We start from the raw sequence: 19,124 nt of genomic DNA on the forward strand, positions 1-19,124 counted from the left end.
GGAGATCGACGTGACCGCCCAGCCAGACACCAGCGGGGGCACGCCCAGGAAGGCCGCGCTCGCGGCGTGGATCGGGAGCGCGCTCGAGTACTACGACTTCTTCATCTACGGCACCGCCGCGGCCCTCGTCTTCGGCAAGGTGTTCTTCCCGGCCTCGAACCCGACGGCGGGCACCCTGCTGGCGCTGTCCACGTTCGGTGTCGGCTATGTGACCCGGCCGCTGGGCGGGATCCTGCTCGGCCACCTCGGCGACCGGTTCGGGCGGAAACGCGTGCTGGTGCTCACCCTCCTGCTCATGGGAGTGTCCACAGTGCTCGTCGGCTGCCTGCCGAGCTACGCGAGCGCCGGGCTCGCCGCACCCGTCCTGCTGGTGGTCCTCCGGCTCCTGCAAGGGCTTTCCGCGGGCGGCGAGCAGGCGAGCGCCAACTCGATGAGCCTGGAGCACGCGCCCGACCACCGCCGCGCGTTCTTCACGAGCTTCACCCTCAGCGGCACGCAGGCGGGCCAGATCGTGGCGACGGCGGTGTTCCTGCCGGTCGCCGCGCTGCCCTCGCCGGCGCTGCTGTCGTGGGGCTGGCGGGTCCCGTTCTGGCTCAGCGCGGTCATGGTGCTCGTCGGCTACCTGATCCGGCGCAGGCTGCAGGAGACGCCGGTGTTCGAGCAGGAGGTCAAGGGCGAGGCGGCGAAACTGCCGCTGGTCGTGCTGCTGCGGGACCACTGGGCCGACGTGCTGCGGGTGATCGTCGCGGCGCTGATCGCTTCGGTGAGCACGATCTTCACCGTGTACGCGCTGAGCTTCGCGGTGAACACCGTGGGCCTGTCCAGGACGCCGATGCTGTGGGTCGGGGTGCTCGCCAACATCGCCGCGGTGGTGTCGATCCCGTTGTGGGCCAAGCTTTCCGACCGCGCCGGGCGCAAACCGGTCTTCGTCATCGGCTCGCTGGGGTGCGCGGTGCTGATCTTCCCGTACCTCGGCTCGATCGCCGCGGGGTCGTGGGCGTGGATCTTCGTGCTCGGCATCGCCATGTTCGGTGTGGTCTATACCATGACGAGCGCGGTGTGGCCGTCGTTCTACGGGGAGATGTTCCCCGCGCGCGTGCGGTTGTCCGGTATGGCGATCGGCACGCAGATCGGGTTCGCGATCAGCGGTTTCCTGCCGAGCATCGCGGCCGCGGTCGGCGGTTCCGGCAAGGGCGCGTGGCTCGGGGTCTCGCTCTTCACCGCGGGACTGTGCCTGGTCAACGTGATCGCGGTGGCCACCGGGCGGGAGACCTACCGGGTGCCCACGGACCGGCTGGGCCTGAAGGACCCCGCGCCGCTGCCGGTGAAGACCGAGGTGCGTGGTTGAGCACCTACCGCGTCTACGCGCTGTGCTACGCGCGGCGCACCGGACGGCGTGGCCAGCACTTCTGCGGTTACGACGAGCGCTGGGACGAGCCGCACCCCACGGCGTACTACGTGTGGCTGGCCGTTTCGGCGGAGCACACCGTGGTCGTCGACACGGGGATCGGCCCGTCCCGCGCGGAGGGTTTCGACGACTACGTCGAGCCTTCCGCGCTGTTGGCGGAGTTCGGGGTGCCGGCGGGGTCGGTGGACCGGGTGGTGCTGACCCACCTGCACTACGACCACACCGGCACCGCCGCGGCGTTCCACTCCGCCAGGTACGTCGTGCAACAGTCCGAAGTGGACTACTGGACCGGCCCGGTTGCCGCCCGCATAGAGCGGGAGAAGTGGCTGGTGGACCCCGGCGACGTCGACGCGGTCCTCGGGTCCGGCCGTGCCGACGTCGTGTCCGGTGACGCCGAGGTGCTGCCGGGGCTGAGCGTGCACCTGGTCGGCGGCCACACCGCGGGCATGCAGGTGGTGCGGGTCTCGACGGAGCGCGGCCGGGTCGTGCTCGCGTCGGACGCGAGCCACTTCTACGAGAACATCGAGGACGACCGGCCCTTCCCGATCCTGCACTCGATGCCGGGCATGTACGCCGCGTTCGACCGGATCAACGCCCTCGCCGATGCCCCGTCGCTGGTCGTCGCCGGGCACGATCCCGAGGTGCTGCACCGGTTTCCCGCCGAGACCGAGCGCGTGGCCCGGATCGCGTAGGAATCCCTACTCGATCGCGTGACGGCGGTTGCCCGCGCCGCCGCCTTCTGCCCATAGTTGTCCCACCGGCACCCGCCGACAACGCGAAATACGTGCATTCCGAACATCGGAGATTCTGTCACATTTCGCGGTTCTTCCCCTGAGAATCCTTTGTGGACAGATCAGGACGTGGAGAACCATGGGTGTGGAACAATTCGCCAGTGACACGTGGGACGTCGTGGTGGTCGGTGCGGGGCCGGCCGGTGCGAGCGCGGCCCGCGCGGCCGCCGCGGCGGGGTGCCGCGTGCTGTTGCTCGAACGGGCGGCGATACCGCGGTACAAGACCTGCGGCGGCGGGCTGATCGGCTGCTCCCAGCACCACCTGCCGGAGGGCCTGCCGCTCACCGTCCGGGACGAGATCGACGCGGTGACCTTCGGCCTGCGGGGCCGCAGGGAACGCACGATGCGGTCCGCCGGGCGCTGCAAGATGGTCTTCCGCGACGAGCTCGACGCCGCGCTGACGCGGGCCGCGGCGAGCGCGGGCGCCCTGGTGGCGGACCGGACACCGGTGCTCGCCGTCGAGGACGGGCACGGCACCGTCACGGTGCGGACCGCGGCCGGTGCCCGGGTGCGTGCCCGCGTCCTGGTGGGCGCGGACGGCAGCGCGAGCCGGATCGGCAGGCACGTCGGGGTGCGCTGCGAGCAGGTGGATCTCGCGCTGGAGGTCGAGGTGCCGGTCGGGCCGCGGACGGCGGACCGGTGGCGCGGCCGCATGCTGATGGAGTGGGGCCCGCTGCCCGGTTCCTTCGGCTGGGTGTTCCCCAAGGGCGACATCTGCACCGCGGGCGTCGTGGCGGCGAAGGGGCGGGGCGAGGACACCAAGTCCTACCTGCGGGAGTTCCTCCGGCGCCACGGGCTCGACGAGCGGGTTCCCGTGCACGACACGGGACACCTGACGAGGTGCCGCCGTCCGGACTCGCCGCTGGCGCGGGGCCGCGTCCTGCTGGCCGGTGACGCCGCCGGGCTGTGCGACCCGTGGTCGCGCGAGGGGATCTCCTTCGCGCTGCGCTCGGGCGCGTGGGCGGGCGAGGCGGCCGCGCGGATGGTGCGAGCACACGACGAAGCGGAGCTCCGGCGGGCACGCGGCGCGTACACCGCGGCCGTCATGACGACGCTCGGCGCGGAGATGCGGGCCTCCCGCCGGATCATGGACCTCTTCACCCGGCGGCCCGGCCTCGTCCACACGGCACTGACGTCCGTCCCGCCGGTGTGGCAGCGGCTCGACTCCTACCTGGCGGGCACCGCCACCATCCCCGACGTCCTCGGCACGCGCCCCGCCAGGGCCGCGCTGGCGGTCGCCGGGCTCCTTCCGTGAACAGAGAGGACTTCCTCATGGCGACAGACCGGAACCAGACCCCCGTGGCGATCATCGGCACGGGCTGCCGCACCCCCGGCGGGGTCACCTCCGCCGACGAGCTGTGGCAGCTGCTGCTGGACCGCCGTGACGTGGTGCGGGGCTCGGATCCGGGACGACGCTGGGACGTGGGCGAACGGGTGGTGCCCGCCGATCTCGCCGGCTCGGGGATGCTCCGCAGCGGCTCGTTCCTCGACGACATCGACCTGTTCGACCCGGGGTTCTTCGGGATCCCCCCGCAGGAGGCCGCGAGCGTCGACCCGCAGCACCGGCTGCTCATGGAGACGACGTGGGAGGCGCTGGAAGACGCCGGTGTGCCGCCCCGGTCGCTGGCCGGTTCGCGCACGGGGCTGTTCGTCGGGATCAGCGGTGCCGACTACGCGAAGCGGTTCACGCTCGCGGACTTCAACGTCTACCACGGCATTTCCGCCGTCCCGTCCGGCGCGCCGGGCCGGATCTCCTACATCCTCGACGTCAACGGCCCCTCTCTCGCCGTGGACGGGGCCTGCGCGTCGTCGCTGATCGCGGTGCACCTGGCGTGCCGTTCGCTGCACGACGGCGAGAGCGACCTCGCGCTGGCCGGCGGGGTCACCGTGCAGCTGGAGTGGGGCGGGCTCGTGGGTTTCGCCCGCGCGGGCGCACTTTCCACGCGCGGGCGGTGTGCCGCGTTCGACGTGAGCGCGGACGGGTTCGTGCGCGGCGAGGGGTGCGGGGTGGTCGCGCTCAAGCGGCTGGCCGACGCCCGGCGCGACGGCGACCGGGTGCTGGCCGTGATCACCGGGACCGCGATCAACCACGCGGGACGGGTCCGCGGGGTCACCCAGCCGTCCCGCTCGGCGCAACGGGCGGTGGTGACAGCGGCGATGCGGGCGGCGGGCGTCGATCCTGGCGCGATTGGTTACGTGGAAGCACACGGCACGGGCACCCCGGTCGGCGATCCGATCGAGTTCGGTGCCCTGTCGGACGCCTACGGTCCGGCGGAGACACCGTGTGCGCTCGGCGCGCTCAAGACCAACATCGGGCACCCGGAAAGCGCGGCGGGTGTGCTGGGGCTGATCAAGGCCGCGCTGGCGGTGCGCGAGGGGAAGATCCCCGCGAACCTGCACTTCACCCGCTGGAACCCCGAGATCGACGCCGAGGGCAGCCGCTTTTTCATACCCACGGCGGAAACGACGTGGGAGGACACCGGCGGGCCGCGCCGGGCCGGGGTGTCGGCGTTCGGGGTCACCGGGGCCAACGCGCACGCCATCGTCGAGGAACCCCCTGTGCCAGTGGTGCGCCGACGCCCGGTGGTCGCGAAACCGTTGGTACACGCGGTGTCCGCGGCTTCACGCGGGGGACTGGCGGCCACCGCCGGCCGGCTCGCCGAGCGTGTCGAAGCCGCCCGGCCCGACGACGTGGCACACACGCTCGCGACGCGGCGAAGTCACCTTTCGACCCGCGCTTGCATTGTGGCGGAAGGAAAAGCGGAACTCGCCGAAGGCTTGCGCGCACTCGCGGAGGAGCGCGAGCACCCGGCGATCGTCCCGGGAGCCACCGGCGCTCCCGGGATGCCGGCGTGGGTCTTCTCCGGGCACGGCGGGCAGTGGCCCGGGATGGCCCGTGACCTGCTCGACCGGGACGCCGCGTTCACGGAGATGATCGACCGCCTCGACGCCGTGGCGGACGGGGTGCCGGTGCGGCGGCTGCTCGGATCGGGCGAACCCCTGGAGCACATGGACGTCGTGCAGCCGGTGGTGTTCGCGGTGCAGACCGCGCTCGCCCAGGTGTGGCGGAGCTGGGGCCTGCGCCCGGCCGCCGTGGTGGGGCATTCGATGGGCGAGGCGGCCGCGGCCGTGGCGGCGGGGATCCTCTCGCCGGAGGACGGCATGCGCATCACCCTCGCCCGCTCGTCGTTGCTGCAGCGGGTGGCCGGGGGCCGGATGGTCGCGGTCGCGCTCCCCGTCGCCGAGGTCGAGGACGAGATCGCGGAAGTGCCGGGCGTGTCCGTGGCGGTGGTGACGGCACCGGCGTCCACTGTCGTCGCGGGGCACGAGGAGGCGGTCGAAGAACTGGTGCGGGGCTGGCAGCGCCGGGGCGTGTTCTGCAAACGGATCGCCGTGGTCGTGGCGGCGCATTCCGCCCAGGTCGAGCCGATCCTCGACGAGATCGTGGCACGGACGTCGTGGCTGGCGGGAGCGCCGCCGGAGGTGCCGTTCTACTCCACCGCCGTCGATCCGCGGACTCCAGTAGTCTTCGACAGCGCTTACTGGGCGCGGAACCTGCGTGCCCCGGTCCGGTTCGACCTGGCGAGCAGGGCGCTGGTGGAGGACGGGCACCGGGCGTTCCTGGAGCTGTCCCCGCACCCGCTGCTGACGCAGGCCGTCGAGGAGACCGCGGCGGCGCTGGGCGCTCCGGTCGCCACTGTGCCCTCGCTCGTGCGGGGCCAGGGCGGACGCGAGGCGCTGTGCCGGTCCGCGGCGTCGCTGCACGTGGCGGGGGTTCCGGTCGACCTCGGCGCGGTGAACGGCGGGGGTGTGCCGACACCGCTGCCGCCCACGGCGTTTGACCGCGCCCGGTACTGGCAGGAGCCCGCACGCGGAAACCGCGGCACAGCGGGACATCCCTGGCTGGAGGAGCGTTCGGTGGTCCCCGACCAGGACGCCGAGGACCGCACGCGCCACGTCTGGGCAGGCGACCTCGGCACCGGTCGTGTCGAGTGGCTGAGCCAGCACACCCTGCGGGGCACGGCGCTGGTGCCGGGTGCCGTCCACGTCGAGCTGGTGCTCGCCGCCGCCACGGAACTGCTGGACTGCGCGCTCGACGAGGTGTGCCTGACCGGCGTGCGGTTCGAACGGATGCTGCCGTTGGCGCCTTCCGTGCCGGTGCACGTCCTGGCGAGCCGGTCCGGCCTCCGCGTGGACGTGGAGATCGTGCAGCGCAGCGGTGCGGGCTGGGACCGCGTGGCCGCCGCGACCGCCACCCGCTGCGAGGAGGCCGCCGACGCGAGGCCCGCCCTGCCCGTGCCCGCCGGGACGCATGCGCCCGGGGACCTGTACGAGGGGTTCCGCCGGATCGGGCTCGACACCGGCCCGGCTTTCCACTCCATCGCCGCGGTCGCCGACGACGGCGTGACCCGGCTGGAAGTGCCGCAGGAAGCCGAAATCCGCACGGGGGCGCCGAAGGTGCATCCGGTGCTCGTCGACGGCTGCGTGCTCTCGGTCGCCGCGCTGCTGGTCCGCGACGACCCCGGTGGGGACTCGCCGTGGCTGCCCGCACGCATCGGCGAGGTCGTGCTTCCCGGCGATCCCGGGCGGATCACGTGGGTCCGGCCCGAAGTGCGGCACACCGGTCCCGGCGCGGCGACCGGGCGTGCCGACCTCCACGACGAGGCGGGGGAGTGGATCGGTGCGCTGGAGGACGTCGAGCTCGTCCGGAACACCAGCACCTCCTCGGCGCGGGCGCTGCTGAACTCCCGCCTGTTCGAGATCTCGTGGCAGCCCGCGCCGGTGCCCGCCGAACGTCCCGGGCCCGCGAACTGGGTGGTGGTGGAGGAGCCGGGGGACCGCGACGGCGTGGCTCGCCGGCTCGCCGCCGCCCTGTCGGACGCCGTGGTCGTCCAGGACGTCCCTGCCGACGGTGACGCGGGAATCGTCTGGTGCGCCACGGGATCGCTCGACGACCTCGACCGCGTGACACGGCTCGCGGACCTGCTGCGCGAGCACGCGCACCGGTCCGACCCGCCGAGGATCTGGGTGGTCAGCACCGGGGCGCGCGCCGTGCTGGACGGCGACCCGGTGGCGCCCGGCGTGTGTGCGCTGCGCGGGCTGCTGCGGGTGGCCGCGATCGAACAGCCCGAGTCCGGGATGACGTGGATCGACGGCGACAGCACCGCGGACATCGCGGTCGAACTGGCCGCGGCCTCGGCGGAGACGGAGGTGGCCTGGCGGGCGGGACAGCGTTACGTGGCAAGGATGACGCGGGCGCCGCTGGCCGCGCGGCCGCCGCGTCCGGCCGGTGAGGTGGTGGCGGACGAGTACGTGCTCGAAGCCGATCCGGACGGCGGGCTGGAGCGGATCCGCCTCACCGCCGTCGAGGAACCCCTGCCCACGCCGGGGCCGGGACAGGTGCTGGTGCGCACGGAGGCGACGACGATCCACTTCCGCGACGTCCTGATCGCGCTCGGCATCTACCCCACGGATGACGGGACGTTGCCCCGGCTCGGGTCGGACGCGGGAGGCGTGGTGCTCGCCGTGGGTGAGGGCGTCCACGACCTGGGCGTGGGGGACCGGGTCGTGGCCGTGGTGCCTGAGGGCACGGGGACGATGGCGTCGGCGTGCCTGGCGAAGGCGGAGTTCACGGTGCGCGTGCCGGGCGACCTGTCGCTGCTGGACGCCACTCCCGCCGTGCTCACCTATGTCACGGCCTGGCACGCGTTGCACGACCTCGCGCGGTTGCGAGCGGGCGAAACCGTGCTGGTGCATTCGGCCGCCGGGGGTACCGGGCTGGCCGCGGTCGCGGTCGCCCGGCTGCTGGACGCGACCGTGATCGGCACGGCGGGTACCGAGGCCAAGCGCCGCTACCTGCGTGAGCAGGGGGTCGAGCACGTCTTCGACTCCCGCGGGCTGGACTTCCCGGAGCGGGTACGGGCGGCGACGGGTGGCCGGGGCGTGGACGTGGTGCTCAATTCCCTGACGGGGGAAGCGATGCAGGCCTCGCTGGGCCTGCTCGCTCCGACGGGGCGTTTCGTCGAGATCGGCAAGCGCGACCTGTACGACGGCGCCCGGATCGGCCTCGACGCGTTCCGGCACGGCGTCACCTACACGGCGCTGGACCTCGTCCTCACCGCGTCGGAACAACCCGCGGTGTTCCGTGCTGCGCTGCACCGGGTGGTGGCAGAGCTTGAAGCGGGACGGCTGCCCTTGCCCGCTCGCACGGTCGTGCCGCTGACGGAAGCGGTGGAGGGGTTCGGAAAGCTCGCCTCGGGTGACCACATTGGACGGATCGTGCTCGAGTTCCCACCTGCGGGCACACGTTTGCTTGTCCACCAGCCTGCACGGGAGGCCGTTGTCCGTCCTGGTGGCGCGTACATCGTCACCGGCGGGACTCGCGGGCTCGGGCTGGAGGCGCTCCGCTGGCTGGCCGAAGCGGGAGCAGGGCGGGTCGTCCTCGGGGGTCGTGGTGAGCCGTCGCCTGAAGCGTTCCGTGTCGCGGGCTGTGAGGTGGAATTCGTGCGGGGCGACATCGCCGATCCGGACACGGCACGACGGCTCGTCGACGCGGCCGGTCCCGGTCTGCGCGGGGTGCTGCACACCGCCGTGGTCCTCGACGACACCCCACTGGCGGGCCTGACCGCGGACAAGCTGGCCCGCGTGTGGCATCCCAAGGTCACGGGCGTGGCGAACCTGCACGAGGCGGTCGGGGACCACGTGCTGGACTGGTTCGTGGTGTTCTCGTCCATGACGGCGATGCTGGGCAACGCGGGCCAGGCGAACTACGCCGCGGCGGGCGCGTGGGTGGACGCGTTCGCCCGCTGGCGCAACGACCAGGGGCTCCCGACGCTGTCGGTGGACTGGGGTGCCTGGGGTGAGGCGGGCCGGGCGACGGGCTTCGCCGACCGGGGTTTCGACACCCTGTCCACCGCAGACGGATTCGCGACGCTGGAAGCACTTCTGCGGCATCAGAGGGTCCACACGGGAGTGTTCGACTACCAGCCGGAGGCGCTGTTCCGGGCCTTCCCGCACGCCGCGGACAGCCCGCTGCTGGCGGAACTGGGCACGGCCGCGCCCGTCGAGGCGGCACCGGCCGCCCGGTTGCACGCGGAGGAACCGGGCCCGGCGAGGACGCAGCTGGTGCAGCAGGCGGTGGTGCAGGTGCTGGCCGCACTGCTGGGCACCCAGCCGGATGGCGTGCCCGCGCACGCCAAGTTCACGGATCTAGGCCTGGATTCCCTTCTCGCGGTGGCCCTGACCCGCAAGCTGCAGGCGGACCTGGAGGTGGCCCTGACCCCCGCCGACGTGTGGGCCCACCCGTCACCCGCGGAACTCGCCACGCATCTCGATTCGCGGCTCGGGCAGCCGGGCCGGTAGGGGTTGCCGCCCCGGCGGGGGCGGCCGGGGCGGCCCGGCGAGAGCAGTCGGTGGCGACCGGTGGCGGGTGGGGTTCGCGGCAAGCCACCGTCCGGCCCGGCCAGCTGGGGCGGCGTTCGGGTTGGTGGACCGGTAGCGGCAGTCGCCGAGGCGCGGGCGCCCGGCGCGGGCCGCGCGACAGCCGCCGAGGCACAGGTTGCCGATGGCGAGTGGGGTTCGCGGCGCCGCCATCTGGCGGGGCGGCCAGGCCGGAGGCGGTTCGGGTGGCCGGACCGGTAGCAGCAGCCGCCAAGGCTCGGGCGGCCGGACCGGTAGCGGCAGTCGCCGATGCATGGGCGCCCGGCGGGGGCCGCGCGACAGCCGCCGAGGCGCAGGTTGCCGATGGCGAGTGGGGTTCGCGGCGCCGCCATGGGGCGGGGGCGGCAGGCCGGAGGCGGTTCGGGTGGCCGGGCCGGTAGCGGCAGTTGCCGAGGTGCGGGCGCCCGGCGGGGGCCGCGCGGCAGCCGCGGAGGCACAGGTTGCCGATGGCGAGTGGGGTTCGCGGCGCCGCCATCTGGCGGGGCGGCAGGCCGGAGGCGGCTCGGGTGGCCGGGCCGGTAGCGGCAGCCGCCGAGGCATGGGCGCCCGGCGGGGGCCGCGCGGCAGCCGCTCGGCTCGGGTGGCCGGGCCGGTAGCGGCAGTCGCCCGGCTCGGGCGGCCGTGTCGGTCGCGGTTCCAGCCTCGGCGCGGTGGCGGGTCAAGGCCTCAGCCGCCCAGTCACGGCAGCCGGACCGGGTCACGACCTACCGCCCGGCACGGTCGAGAAGACCGCGCACCGCGGCCGCGGCTGCCGGAGCATCCTCCCAAACCGGCGTATGTCCGGTTTGGACGAACCGGAGCTCGCAATCCGGCAACCCCGCCGCAAGCGCCTCCGCGTCGCCGACCGAGCGGGCGCGGTCGTGCACACCGTACAGAACCGTGGCCGGACAACCGATCCGGGGCAACTCCGCCGTCAGATCGCGGTCGCGCTGGCTGCGGAGCACTTCGAGCGCCGCGGCCTGCGGGACACTGGCGGCGTACGCGAGCAACGTCTCGCGGAACTCCGGCGGGACCGGCTCGGCGAAGGACCTGTCGAGCACGGCGGCGTGCAGCTGCGGCCCCCACGCGGTTGCGATGGTGTCGAGGATCCTGTCCACGTCTCCGTGCCCGCGCATGTGCGCACCGGTGTTCGCCAGCAGCAGCCCCGAAACCAGCTCCGGCCTCGCAGCGGCGAGCGCGAGCGCGATGCAGCCGCCCGTGGAGTGCCCGGCGACGAGCACCGGGCCCCCGTGCCGCTCGATCCGCGAAGCGATCCGGGCGGCGACGTCGTCGATGCGCCAAGGTCCGGGCTCGCTCATCCAGTCGACGGCATCCAGCTCCGTGGTGTCGTGCAGTTCGGCCGCGAGCCGGTCGAAGACGCGGACGCTGCACAGGGTTCCGGGAATCGCGACGAGCACGGTCCTATCGTGCCACCGTGGTCAGCGCAGCCGGTGGGCCAGGTCCCGCAGCCACGGCTGCGCCCTCGCGGGTTCGCGGACCGCTCGAGCCACGTCGCCCCGGTGAGCAGGTCGTAGCCGCTGTCCAGTGACCGGGCCAAGAAGTGCAGCTCGCCGTCACCGCACCACCTTCGCCATGCACGCCACCAGCCCGACGATCACCGGACCGGCAACTGCCGACTGGTCCAGACCTCGTACGGAAGGACTCTTTACAAACTCGCCCTCCGTTCCCTACCGTCGAAGGCGTGGGGGACTGACACGAAGGAGTGTGTTCCGTGCAGGTTGTCAACGGCAGGACCCGTCGCGGACGGAGCAGGACTCTTGCGGTGCTCGTGTGTGGCGCCCTCGCCGCACTTGCGGCGCCGGCCTCGGCCGCAGCCGCGCTCGACCCGAACGTCGCACCGGGCGGGAACTTCGACCTGTCGGTGTGGGAGCTGCAGTTGCCGATCGGCTCACCGGGCTCGCCGACGACGATCGGCGCGTCGCAGCTGCAGGGGCCCAACGGCTACACCAACCCGGCGTACTTCTGGACCGACAAGAACGACGGCTCGATGACCTTCTGGGACCCCGAATCCGGGGTGACCACACCGAACTCGAACTACGCCCGCACCGAGCTGCGCGAGATGAACCCGAACGGCAGCGCGGCCGACTGGTCGCTCTCGGGCACGCACACCCTGTCCGCGCGGCTGCGGGTCGTGTCAGTGACGTCGAACGTGTGCGTCGGCCAGATCCACCTCGGCAGCGGTGGCTCGTCGACGAAACCCCTGCTGGAGCTGTACTACCACGCCAACGGCGACGTGGTGCTGGGGCTGGAGAACTCACCCAGCGGCGGCCAGACGCTGCACACGCTGACCAACGTGCCGCTCGGTACGCAGTGGACCTACGTGATCGCGATCGTCGGCGGCAGGATCCAGGTGACGGTCAACGGCCAGGTGCACACCTACCCGATCGCCTCGGGATTCTCGGCCTACCACCAGTATTTCAAGGCGGGCGACTACAACCAGTCCTCGTCGAGCAGCACCAGCAAGGGGGCGAAGGTCAAGTTCTACTCCCTCACCGTCACGCACGGCTAGGCCGCCTGGGCGGCCGGTCCGTGCAGCGAAGCGGCGACGCGGGTGACGAACTCGGCGTTGGACCTCGTCGTGCGGAGCTGGTCGAGGAACTGCACCGCCGCCTGCTTGGGGTCCTTCCCCGCCAGCGCGCGGCGGACCTCGGCCAGCACGGCCAGTTCGGCGGGCGGCACCAGCAGTTCGTCGCGGCGCGTGCCGGAGGCGAACAGGTCGATGGCCGGGTGGACGCGCTGGTCGGCGAGCGTGCGGTCGAGGCGGAGCTCGGAGTTGCCGGTGCTCTTGAGCTCCTCGAAGAACACGGTGTCGGCGAGGGAACCGGTGCCGATCAACGCGGTGGCGACGATCGTGAGCGAGCCGCCGCCCTCGATGTTGCGTGCGGCGCCGAGGATCTTCTTCATGGGGTGCAGCGCACCCGAGTCAACACCGCCGGAGAGGACACGCCCCGACGGCCGGGCGGCGAGGTTGTAGGCGCGGCCGAGGCGCGTGAGCGAATCCAGCAGCAGCACGACGTCGCGCCCTGTTTCGACGAGCCGTTTCGCGCGTTCCACGGCCAGCTCCGCGACGGCGGTGTGCTCACTGGGTTTGCGGTCGAACGTCGAAGCGACGACCTCTCCCCGCACCGTGCGGCGCATTTCGGTGACCTCCTCGGGCCGCTCGTCGGCGAGGAGCACCATGAGGTGCACGTCGGGGTGGTTGGTCGCGACGGCGTGCGCGATCGCTTGCAGCACAGTGGTTTTCCCGGTCCGCGGCGGCGCGACGACGAGGGCGCGCTGCCCCTTCCCGAGCGGCGCGACGAGGTCGAGGACGCGGGTGGTGAGCTGGTGCGGGGTGGTTTCGAGGACGAGACGTTCGTCCGGGTGGATGGGGGTGAGCTCCTCGAAGCGGGGGCGCTTTTCTTTGCCGGGCATGGCACCGTTGAGCGCGATGAGCTCGTCGCCCTCGAGGACGAGCTCGTCGCCGCGGCGCAGGCCGTACTCCCTGATCAGTCCGTTGTGGACGGTTGTGCCACCGAGGGTGGCGGTTTTTCCTCTGATGTCGAGGATTCCGGAAATGGGCATGGTTTCACCTCTGATGATGGGTCAGCGGAAATTCCGCGAACGCGACACCCGGGCCGTGCTCGGGTGGTGGAGAGAAGATTTCCCGCGGGCGGCTGAGCCGGCATCCGCGAGGGATCGAGGTGAACGTAGCACGGATTGCGCCGCTTGACAATCAGGAGGCCTGCCCGGCCAGCAGGGCGACCATGCTGTGGGGTGTCGCCGGGGTGGGCGGCGAGGGCCCGGCCGAGTTCGGCTCCGTCGAGCATGGCCAGGTTGGCGCCTTCGCCGTTGGGTGGCGCGAGCTGGGCGGCGTCCCCGAGCAGCGTCACGCCCTGCACGCGGTCCCAGCGGTGCCCGGTGGGCAGGGTGAAGATGCGGCGCAGGACCGGCGGGGTGTCGCTGCCCGTGATCAACGTGGTGAGTTCGGGGGCCCAGCCGTGGTACTCCTCCGCGACACGGGCGGTCACGGCCGCGGCGTGCAGGAACGTCTCGATCACGGAAATCCCGGTGTACTCGGGAACGGCGCCGGAGAGCAGCGGCCGTACCCGTGACCACGCGCCGTCCGCGCCGACGAGCAGGTTCGTGGTGACCGAGTTGCCGTCGGCGAACGCCACCTCGTGGCGGCCGTCCCCGAGAGCCCGGACGCCGGTGACCTTGTGTCCCCAATGGACAGTGCCGGGCGGGAGTGAATCGAGCAGCAGCGGTCAGCGCGCCGCGGGGTACCTCGGGGCGCTCTCCGGTGCCGTGGTCGGTGTTCGAGCAGGACGGTGCCCGCCCGGTCCAGCACCCGGTACGACTCGCGGCAGGGCAGGACCAGCTCGCGGAACTCGTCGAGGAGACCGGCGGCCTCCAGTGCGGGCTGGCCGTTCCGGGGGTGGATGTCCAGCAGCCCGCCCTGGGGGCGTGCGTCCGGCGAGGGCTCCGCCTCGTAGACGGTGACCGGGATGCCGTGGACGTGCAGCGCTCTGGCCAGCGTCAGCCCGCCGAGGCCCGCGCCGATGACCGTGATCATCCGGGCCGCGACGGACCTGCTGGACGGCGGCGGCGAGAGCGCGCTGACGCTGCGGGCGCTCACCACCCGCCTGAAGACCGGGTATGGCGCCGTCTACCACCACGTCGCCGACAAGAACGACCTCCTCGCCGCCGCCACCGACGAGGTCGTCGCCCGGGTCTTGGCCGGCGTGGCCGTCGACGCCGAGTCGCGGCAGGCGTTGCGCGGGCTGGCGCTGGGCCTGTTCGGCGCGGTGGGCGCGCTGATGAACTACGTGCCCGGGGTGGCCGAGCAGAACGCCGCGCAGGCCAGGAGTGCGGAGGGTGCGGACCGGGCGGCCTTCCTGGCGGCGGTCGCCGATCGCTGGTCGCGGCTCGACCCCGGCACGTACCCGTTCGTGCGCAAGGCCGCGGCCCGGCTGCCCGAACACGACGACCGCGAACAGTTCCTCGCGGGCATCGACATCTTCCTCGCCGGTGTCGCCACGCTGAGCCAGCAGCTCGCCGGGCGCTTCCTGGCAACCCGCGGAGCGGTCAGGCCTTCGGGGTCAGGTGGTGGTCGGCGGTCACGACCTCCGCCGCCGTGGGGGCGCTGTCCGGGTCGGTGAGCCACTGCAACGCGAGCCCGACCAGCAGTGAGTAGTAGTGCGACCCGACCGCGCGGGCCAGTTCCGGTTCGGCTTCCGCGTCCACGCCGCCGAAAGCGCTTGCGAGCGCCGCGCGCGCAGCCCGCTGGCCCTCCGCCACCATCGCGCGGATCTTCTCGTCCCGCTGCAGCTGGGCGACTTCCTCGAAGTTCACGAACCACAGCTCCCGGTGCGCCTGGATCGACTCGATGATCCTGGCCCAGCGCGCTTCGTGCGCCGCGCGGACGTCCGGTCCCGGCTCCGGCCCGTCGTCCAGCACCTGGAACAGCAGCTCGCCCCACTCGACGTTCAGGTCGTGCAGCGCCTGCGTGAGCAGGCCGTCCTTCGAGCCGAAGTGGTAGTTGATCGACGCCAGGTTCGCCCCCGAAGCGGCGGCGAGGTCGCGTGCGGTCGTTCGCGCGTAGCCGGCCTGGAGGAGGCATTTTCGCGCCGCGTCGAGCAGGTTCTCCCGGTGTCCCACATGTGCTACCGTATCATATAAACGTTCGTTTAAAACGATCGTTCAAACCAGGAGAGGGAGCAGGACATGGGGACAGCCGCTGTGCGCGCCAGGGGGCTGCGCTGCCGGTTCGAGGGGGAGGCGGGCCCGGTCGACGCGCTGCGGGGCGTCGATCTGGAGATCGGGCGGGGCTCGTTCGTCGCGATCATGGGCCCGTCCGGTTCGGGCAAGACCACGCTGCTGCACTGCGCCGCCGGGCTGCGGACGCCCACCGCGGGCACGGTGCGGCTCGACGGCACCGACCTGGCCGCGCTGGACGAGACGGCGCTCGCCGAGCTGCGCCGCCGCCGCGTCGGGTTCGTGTTCCAGTCGTTCAACCTGCTGCCGGCGCTGACGGCCACGGAGAACGTCGAACTGCCGCTGCGGCTCGACTCCCGCAAGCCGGATCCGCGCCGCACAGCCGCGTTGCTCGCGCGCGTCGGGCTCGCCAACAGGGGCGAGCACCGGCCCGGCCAGTTGTCGGGTGGTCAGAAGCAGCGCGTCGCCGTGGCGCGGGCGCTGATCACCGAGCCGGAGGTGGTCTTCGCCGACGAACCCACCGGAGCGCTCGACATCCGCAGCGCCCGCGAGGTGCTCGGCCTGCTGCGCGGGCTCGCGGACCAGGGGCAGACGATCATCATGGTCACGCACGACCCCGTCGCGGCGTCGTTCTCCGACGAGGTGCTGTTCCTCGCCGACGGGCTGCTCGTCGACCGGATGCCCCGGCCGTCCGCCGCCGCGGTGGCGGGCCGCATGGCGACGCTCGTCGAGTCCGCCGAGCGTGCCGCGATGGGGGTGGCCTGAGGTGCTGAAGCTCGCGTTGCGGCTGCTGAGGTACCACCGCGGCGGCGCCGTCGCCACCGGGCTCATCGCGCTCGTGGGCACGGCGTTGGTCACGGCGATGGCGGCGTTGCTCGGCACCGGCCTCGCGGACGGCACCGCCGCGGCCGACCGGCCGTTCCTGACGCAGTTCCCGCTGATCATGGGCGGCTGGGTGGTCGCCATCGTCGTGTTCGCCGTGGTGTCGACGGTGACCGTCACGCTCGGCGGCCGCGCCGGGGAGATCAGCGGGCTGCGCCTGCTGGGCGCGGCGCCGCGGCAGGTGCGGGTGATGGTCTCGGCGGAGACGTTCGCCGTCGCGGCGGTGGCGGCTCCGCCCGGGCTGGGGCTCGGCTACCTGCTCGGGCTGCTCGTGCTCGCCGGGGTCCGCTCGTCCGGGCTGACCGACCCGGTTTCCGGGTACGCACCGGGGTTCCTGCTGCCGCTCGCCGGTGCTGTCGTCGTGCTCGCCGCGAGTGTCGTGGCGGCGTGGACCGGCAGCCGCAAGGCGGCGGAACGGGGACCGGTGGACGTCCCCGTGGTGACGCGCGTCCGGCGTTCCGGCCGGCCACGCCGCGTCGCCGCCGTGGTGCTGCTGGTCGCGGGGATCGGTTCGGCGTCGGCGGTACTGGGCCTGTCGGCGGACGACATCGCGACGACGGCGATGACCGGGCCCGCCACGGTGCTCACCGCGATCGGGCTGGCGATCCTCGCGCCGGAACTCGTGAGCCTGGCCAACCGGCTGGCCAGGGTGCCGCGCGGGGCGTCCGGTCACCTCGCGGCGGTCAACCTGGCCGTGGCGCCGGACCGGCTGCGCCCCGCGGTGACGTTCCTGACGCTGCTCGTCGGCGTCGCGGCCGGGACGTTGTCCATGCAGGGCATCGAAAACGAGCATTCCGCGTCGGGCGGCACCGCGCGGGTGCTGGCGTCGATCAACTACCTCGTGGTGGTGCTGATCGCGTTGTTCATGGCGATCGCGCTGACCAACAACCTGGTGGCGGCGCTGGGACGGCGGCGGGAGGAGTTCGCGGCGATGTCGCTGATCGGGGCGACCGCGGGGCAGACGCGGCGGATGCTGCTGTGGGAGATCGCGGCCGCGACGGTCGTGAGCGTGCTGGCCGCCGTTGTCGGCGCGGTGGTCTGCGTTGTCCCGTTCTCGATCGTCAAGACGGGTGGGGTCGCGGCGGCGTTCGCGCCAGGGCCGTACCTGCTGAGCATCGCGCTGGGCGTGGTCCTCGCCCTCGGGGTGACGACGGGGGCGGGAAACCGGGCGATCGGGGCGGCCACCGCGTCCTGAGGTCACTCGGGTTCGGGCGCGCCGGTGAGGTCGAGTGCCTTGTCCCACAACCATTGCTGGACCCGCGGGTCGTAGGCGGTGGGCGAGGCCTCGGCCTCCCGGCGGCGGTCGAAGTACCGGCCCGAGACCGCCCGCAACGCCGGGTCCGTCACGAGCCGGTCCACGGAGTCGATACCGGTCTCCAGCGTGTCCACTGTGGACCGAGACCGGCTGAGCACCATCTTCGTCGGCATCAGGGTGCCGGGGTGGAGGCTGTTGACGGTCACCTCGGCCGGATCGAGGCGCGCGGCGAGCGCGAACCCGGTGGCGATCAGGGCGAACTTGCTCTGCCCGTAGGCGCGCGAGTCGCTGTACCCCTTTTCGAGCATGAGGTCGCGGGGGTCGACCGGCTGCTGCGCCCCGGAGGCCACGTGGACCACCCGGGCCTGCCCGGTGGTCCGCAGCAGGGGCAGCAACCGCAGCGTGAGGGCGAACGGTGCGAGGAAGTTGACGGCGAGGACGAGTTCGTGCCCGGCGGCGGTGACCGTGCGCTTCCCGTCCCGGCCGCCGCCGACCCCGGCGTTGTTGACCAGCACGTCGAGGCGGCCGGTCGTGGCGAGCACGGCGGTCGCGAGCGCGGTCACCTGCTCGCCGTCGGAGAGGTCCGCGCGGAACGTGGCGGGTTCGGGCGCGGCGGGATTCCCTTGCTGTAGCTCGGCTTTGGTCTGGTCCAGTTTGTCCTGGCTGCGGCCGTGCAGCAGCACGTGGTGGCCGCGGCCGGCCAGCCGGTGGGCGAGGGCTTTGCCCAGTCCGTCGGTCGCGCCGGTGACGAGAACCGTCAGGTGCTCAGGCATGGATCCTCCGGGTGTCGTGGACGAGGACGTGGGCGGCGAGGTCGGTGGGGAGTTCGGCGGCCTGCCCGTCACCGCTGACGAGGACGCCACCGGACGCGGGCCGCACGTGCACGACGACACCGGGGCGCACCCCGGCTCGCCGCAGGGTGGCCATGAACGGCAGATCGGTCTGGACCAGTTCGCCGATGCGCCGGACGACGGCGCTCGTGCCGTCCGGCCCGGGGCGCAGGCCGTCGAGCCCGACGAGGTCGTTGTCGCACAACGCTTCGACGGTACCCGGCTCGCCGAGCTCGTGCAGGCCGGGGATGGGGTTGCCGTAGGGGGACACCGTCGGGTGGCGCAGCAGGTCGAGGATGCGCCGCTCGGCCGCTTCGCTCATGACGTGCTCCCAGCGGCAGGCCTCGGCGTGCACCTGCTCCCACGGCAGGCCGAGCACGTCGGCGAGCAGGCATTCGGCCAGGCGGTGCTTGCGCATCACGCGGGTGGCGAGGCGGCGTCCTTCGGCGGTGAGCTGGAGGCGGCGGTCGGGCGCGACCTCGACCAGCCCGTGGCGCTCCATGCGGGCGACGGTCTGGCTCACGGTGGGCCCGCTCTGGCCCAGCCGCTCCGCGATGCGCGCCCGCAGCGGGACGACGCCTTCCTCCTCCAGCTCCAGGATGGTGCGGAGGTACATCTCGGTGGTGTCGATGAGATCGGAAGTGGCGTGCACGGAATCGACTATAGCATGGATAATCGATTATTTGCGAGTGCGGGTGGGCGAGGTGCGGGCAGGGTAGTGAGGTGGCTCGCCGTGCTCACGGCAGCGGATCCGGCCCAAGCCGCCGCCATCGTCGCCGCGATCCGGCCGCCCCGCCCCCGATCAACTGCAGTCACGTGAC

13 protein-coding genes and 1 pseudogene are annotated in these 19,124 nt (G+C 72.7%); 8 read left to right on the top strand and 6 right to left on the bottom strand.

The window, feature by feature from the left end; all coding sequences use genetic code 11:
- Positions 1–10: 10 nt before the first annotated feature.
- The 4 genes from BMZ92_RS11695 (at position 11) to BMZ92_RS11710 (ending at position 9,561) form a co-directional block, all read left to right on the top strand.
- Positions 11–1,348: an MFS transporter gene (locus BMZ92_RS11695; protein WP_091506057.1), complete on the top strand. Its 1,338-nt coding sequence runs from the start codon at positions 11–13 to the stop codon at positions 1,346–1,348.
- On the top strand, positions 1,345–2,100 hold the full coding sequence (locus BMZ92_RS11700; protein ID WP_091506058.1) for an N-acyl homoserine lactonase family protein: 756 nt from the start codon (positions 1,345–1,347) through the stop codon (positions 2,098–2,100). Before BMZ92_RS11695 ends, BMZ92_RS11700 begins: the two co-directional genes overlap by 4 nt.
- Before the next feature lie 178 nt (positions 2,101–2,278).
- Positions 2,279–3,454 carry a geranylgeranyl reductase family protein gene (locus BMZ92_RS11705; RefSeq protein ID WP_091506060.1) on the top strand — a complete coding sequence of 392 codons (1,176 nt, stop codon included), beginning with the start codon at positions 2,279–2,281 and terminating at the stop codon, positions 3,452–3,454.
- A 17-nt stretch (positions 3,455–3,471) separates the two neighbouring features.
- Positions 3,472–9,561, top strand: coding sequence for a type I polyketide synthase (locus BMZ92_RS11710; RefSeq protein ID WP_091506061.1), 6,090 nt, complete (start codon positions 3,472–3,474; stop codon positions 9,559–9,561).
- A 782-nt stretch (positions 9,562–10,343) separates the two neighbouring features.
- Here the strand turns inward: BMZ92_RS11710 and BMZ92_RS11715 are convergent.
- On the bottom strand, positions 10,344–11,036 hold the full coding sequence (locus tag BMZ92_RS11715; protein ID WP_091506062.1) for an alpha/beta fold hydrolase: 693 nt from the start codon (positions 11,034–11,036) through the stop codon (positions 10,344–10,346).
- A gap of 314 nt (positions 11,037–11,350) precedes the next feature.
- On the opposite strand from BMZ92_RS11715, the gene BMZ92_RS11720 reads away from it, so the two are divergent.
- Positions 11,351–12,148: a polysaccharide lyase family 7 protein gene (locus BMZ92_RS11720; RefSeq protein ID WP_245783012.1), complete on the top strand. Its 798-nt coding sequence runs from the start codon at positions 11,351–11,353 to the stop codon at positions 12,146–12,148.
- On the opposite strand, the gene rho is transcribed toward BMZ92_RS11720, so the two are convergent.
- Positions 12,145–13,203: a transcription termination factor Rho gene (rho, locus tag BMZ92_RS11725; RefSeq protein WP_091506065.1), complete on the bottom strand. Its 1,059-nt coding sequence runs from the start codon at positions 13,201–13,203 to the stop codon at positions 12,145–12,147. The genes BMZ92_RS11720 and rho overlap by 4 nt on opposite strands.
- 194 nt (positions 13,204–13,397) lie before the next feature.
- Positions 13,398–14,194: pseudogene (locus BMZ92_RS11730) on the bottom strand (FAD-dependent oxidoreductase); the annotation flags it as partial.
- Here BMZ92_RS11730 and BMZ92_RS11735 point away from each other — a divergent pair.
- The gene (locus BMZ92_RS11735; protein ID WP_091506067.1) at positions 14,181–14,780 is read left to right on the top strand and encodes a TetR/AcrR family transcriptional regulator; all 600 of its coding nucleotides are present in this window, start codon (positions 14,181–14,183) and stop codon (positions 14,778–14,780) included. The pseudogene BMZ92_RS11730 and the gene BMZ92_RS11735 overlap by 14 nt on opposite strands.
- Here the strand turns inward: BMZ92_RS11735 and BMZ92_RS11740 are convergent.
- Positions 14,707–15,279: a TetR/AcrR family transcriptional regulator gene (locus tag BMZ92_RS11740; protein WP_091506068.1), complete on the bottom strand. Its 573-nt coding sequence runs from the start codon at positions 15,277–15,279 to the stop codon at positions 14,707–14,709. The two genes, BMZ92_RS11735 and BMZ92_RS11740, sit on opposite strands and share 74 nt — an antisense overlap.
- A gap of 66 nt (positions 15,280–15,345) precedes the next feature.
- Between BMZ92_RS11740 and BMZ92_RS11745 the strand changes: the two genes are divergently transcribed.
- Together BMZ92_RS11745 and BMZ92_RS11750 are read left to right on the top strand one after the other, a co-directional pair.
- Positions 15,346–16,101, top strand: coding sequence for an ABC transporter ATP-binding protein (locus BMZ92_RS11745; protein ID WP_091506070.1), 756 nt, complete (start codon positions 15,346–15,348; stop codon positions 16,099–16,101).
- A gap of 1 nt (position 16,102) precedes the next feature.
- The gene (locus BMZ92_RS11750; RefSeq protein WP_091506071.1) at positions 16,103–17,413 is read left to right on the top strand and encodes an FtsX-like permease family protein; all 1,311 of its coding nucleotides are present in this window, start codon (positions 16,103–16,105) and stop codon (positions 17,411–17,413) included.
- Between the two features lie 2 nt (positions 17,414–17,415).
- Here BMZ92_RS11750 and BMZ92_RS11755 read toward each other — a convergent pair whose 3' ends face one another.
- Together BMZ92_RS11755 and BMZ92_RS11760 are read right to left on the bottom strand one after the other, a co-directional pair.
- A complete protein-coding gene (locus tag BMZ92_RS11755; protein WP_091506073.1) occupies positions 17,416–18,246 on the bottom strand; it encodes an SDR family NAD(P)-dependent oxidoreductase in 831 nt (276 codons plus the stop codon).
- A complete protein-coding gene (locus BMZ92_RS11760) occupies positions 18,239–18,955 on the bottom strand; it encodes an iron-dependent transcriptional repressor DtxR (protein WP_281245168.1) in 717 nt (238 codons plus the stop codon). Before BMZ92_RS11760 ends, BMZ92_RS11755 begins: the two co-directional genes overlap by 8 nt.
- Between the last annotated feature and the right edge of the window lie 169 nt (positions 18,956–19,124).

This window comes from Amycolatopsis sacchari, from assembly GCF_900114035.1.
GTDB classification, from domain to species: Bacteria; Actinomycetota; Actinomycetes; order Mycobacteriales; family Pseudonocardiaceae; genus Amycolatopsis_E; species Amycolatopsis_E sacchari.